Below are 2,785 nucleotides of genomic sequence, written 5' to 3' on the forward strand. Positions count from 1 at the left end.
CTCTTTCGTTTGATTCATGGTTTAATCTCTCTCAAAATGGCACGTGTACCCGTGGGGATTCTTCTTCAAATAGTTTTGGTGATACTCCTCAGCGTCATAAAACTCTTTTTCCAAGGCTACCGTCGTGACCACGGGATTCTCGAAGCGACCGATCTCATTGACCTCATCAATCACGTTTTCGATAATCGCTTTCTGTGCATCGTCACGATAGAACGCTGCCGAGCGATACGAAGTGCCAACATCATTTCCTTGGCGATTCTTCGTAGTCGGATCATGGATTTTGAAAAAGTAATGTAGAATCTCTTCGAGAGATATTTCGTCTTGGTCGTATTCCACGCGAACCGCTTCGGCGTGCCCCGTTTTCCCTGTTATAATATCGGCGTAGGTAGGATCATCAAAATCTCCGCCAGAGTAGCCCACCTTCGTTGACGTCACACCGTCCAGACTCCTAAGGAGGTCTTCGAGACCCCAAAAACACCCTCCGGCAACGATCACATAATCTAGTTTCATAAAGCCTCCTTAGTTTTCATCCACTTACTGATTAGACTGACTTTACAGCATGTAAAATAGATATAATATGTTCAATAGTTCGTATAACATGACCTATTGGACAGTTTACGTAGGAGCTATATATGGATGTTCTCAGTGAAATTTTAGATAAGGTAGAGCTTACTAGCAGCTACTGGTATAGAACCTCATTTGCGGGAGACTGGGGCATCAGCCTCCCGCAGGAAGAGAATCTAGCGAGATTTCACATCGTGACTCATGGCGAGTTTTGGTATGAGGTGCCAAAACTTAAACTTAAAGCATTGGCGGAGCAGGGCGATATTTTGATCTTTTTCAAAGGGATTGAGCACACCATGGCCAGTGCACCAAAAATCAAGGCCGAGCCTGCGGTCGAATTTAGAGCTAAAGCCAACCTCACCGAAGCTCAAGTTTTGGAATACGGTGATCAGAGCAAGCTCAAAGCCAACGTCGTTTGCGGACATTTTTGTTTTAATGGCGGACCCGATCATCCATTCTTAAATTCGCTGCCAAATGTCGTGCATATCAAGAGTGCTGATAACTCCCACTCGCCTTGGCTTGCCATGCTTTTAAGTATTATAGAGCAGGAAGCAAAATCAGGGCTTCCTGGAAGCAACACGTTAGTCAGAAAGCTGACCGAAATTATCTTCGTGCAAGCGTTAAGAATCCACATGTACAAATCCAATAAAAATGCTGGATTCTTCAAACTGATCGAAAATCCGCAACTCAGCAAAACCTTGGAAGCTATTCATCATAGTCTCGATAAAAAATGGGGTCTTGACGATCTCGCCGGGATTGCGGGGATGTCGCGTACGAACTACAGCGTCAAATTTAAGGAGCTGTCAGGCATGACACCTCTTGATTATTTAACCTATTGTCGGCTTGAAAAAGCAAAGCAGCTGCTTAAAGAATCCGGTAAGTCTGTTCCCGAAGTGAGTGAAGCCATTGGGTATCCGGCACATGAACACTTTCAAAAGTTGTTTAAGAAAAAAATTGGCAAAACTCCTAGCGCGTACAGAAAAGAAAATTCTGAAAAGGTGTAAAAATGAATATCTATAACTCTCCTGTTACCAAAATAGCTTTCTGGGTCATCGTCGTCGGCAGTGTATTCTGTCTTCTTCTCCCTTTATTCTTACCTCTTCTTCCTCTTCACTACTTGAAGGATTATGGCGAAATAGGAGATGCTTTTGGAGGTATTTCGAACCCATTCGTACAGATACTAGGTTCAGTAGTTCTGTTTTTAGCGCTGAAAGCCCAGATTGATGCGAATAGAATCCTTCATCAGCAAATCGAAAAAGAAAACACGAAGGAGCAACTAAGGCACGAGTTAGATCAACTTCACGAACTTTATATGTTCGTCGAAAGAAACATCAAAAATTTTAGTTACGATCAAGAAAAGACCGTTGATGGCAAGACGCAAATGATCCTTCTGTATTCTCGACGTGCGATTAAATGTTTCATTGAGGATCTAGAGAGCTTAGATGTTGATATTCACAAAGATGACGACATTTTAAGGTTCGACGGGGTTAAAGAAATTATGAGCATTTTGAACAGCGTTGACCTATATTTCGACAAAATCAAAGACAGCGAGATTGCACCTTATCATAAGAGTTTTTATAAAACGCTTATGCAGCACGAACTTCTCTTCAGCGTTTTTCCTTATCAAGATCTCGACAATCAAGCGTACCTAAAACAAGAGCATTGCCCAGAGTGTGGTGAATATCATGCAAATTATCCGCCACTGATTTATGACCGGTTACAGAAAATTAAAAAAAGTTTCTCCTGATGTATTATGGATATTTATTCGGTATCGGTCCTACCAAAAAGCTATTTGTAGTATCTCGAGTACGTGCTGTGGTGTAGTAATTCCAATCTTAGAAAACTCAAAGCTTATTCTGAAACTATCGGAATTGTCGGTTGGGTGAGACTTAGTCGCCCCGTAAAGCCTTATCGGGGCGGCAAAGATAACTTTTTATATCACTGCTATTGATGACGTCCTTTGTTTACTAAAGTTGTAAGCCCTTATTCTTTGTTTTAGACCTTCAACCACTCCGGGCTTGTCACTAGGAGAGTCCCCTTGGCTAACCTTAGCCGTCAGATCGTATTCAGCGATTTCTAGCCGGTCCCCCTGAATCATTTTACGCCAACCGTTCCACAACTTAGGGTCAAGCTCTTCGGTACGCCAACCATCGGTCGGTTCGCTCCGACTCGCTAAAGCCAGATCCCTGATTTGGTTCTGGAGCGTTAGATCGTCAATCAT

At 42.8% G+C, this 2,785-nt stretch carries 4 protein-coding genes; 2 read left to right on the forward strand and 2 right to left on the reverse strand.

The genetic code is table 11. From position 1 onward, the window contains the following. Window positions 1–21 precede the first annotated feature (21 nt). Window positions 22–510, reverse strand: a complete 489-nt coding sequence (msrA, locus tag D7V20_RS18825; protein ID WP_000762837.1) for a peptide-methionine (S)-S-oxide reductase MsrA — start codon at window positions 508–510, stop codon at window positions 22–24. A 122-nt stretch (window positions 511–632) separates the two neighbouring features. Between msrA and D7V20_RS18830 the strand changes: the two genes are divergently transcribed. Then, a complete protein-coding gene (locus D7V20_RS18830; protein ID WP_058952586.1) occupies window positions 633–1,568 on the forward strand; it encodes an AraC family transcriptional regulator in 936 nt (311 codons plus the stop codon). Window positions 1,569–1,570: 2 nt separating this feature from the next. After that, a complete protein-coding gene (locus tag D7V20_RS18835; protein ID WP_120385370.1) occupies window positions 1,571–2,311 on the forward strand; it encodes a hypothetical protein in 741 nt (246 codons plus the stop codon). A gap of 186 nt (window positions 2,312–2,497) precedes the next feature. On the opposite strand, the gene D7V20_RS20035 is transcribed toward D7V20_RS18835, so the two are convergent. Continuing rightward, on the reverse strand, window positions 2,498–2,785 hold a 288-nt coding region (locus D7V20_RS20035; protein WP_004911214.1), incomplete at its 5' end, for a hypothetical protein.

This window comes from Acinetobacter rongchengensis (genome assembly GCF_003611475.1).
GTDB classification, from domain to species: domain Bacteria; phylum Pseudomonadota; class Gammaproteobacteria; order Pseudomonadales; family Moraxellaceae; genus Acinetobacter; species Acinetobacter rongchengensis.

Excerpts from the sequence above, each read along its gene's own strand:
- msrA (WP_000762837.1), bottom strand. The coding sequence starts at position 510 with ATGAAACTAGATTATGTGATCGTTGCCGGAGGGTGTTTTTGGGGTCTC.
- D7V20_RS18835 (WP_120385370.1), top strand. The coding sequence starts at position 1,571 with ATGAATATCTATAACTCTCCTGTTACCAAAATAGCTTTCTGGGTCATC.
- D7V20_RS18830 (WP_058952586.1), top strand. The coding sequence starts at position 633 with ATGGATGTTCTCAGTGAAATTTTAGATAAGGTAGAGCTTACTAGCAGC.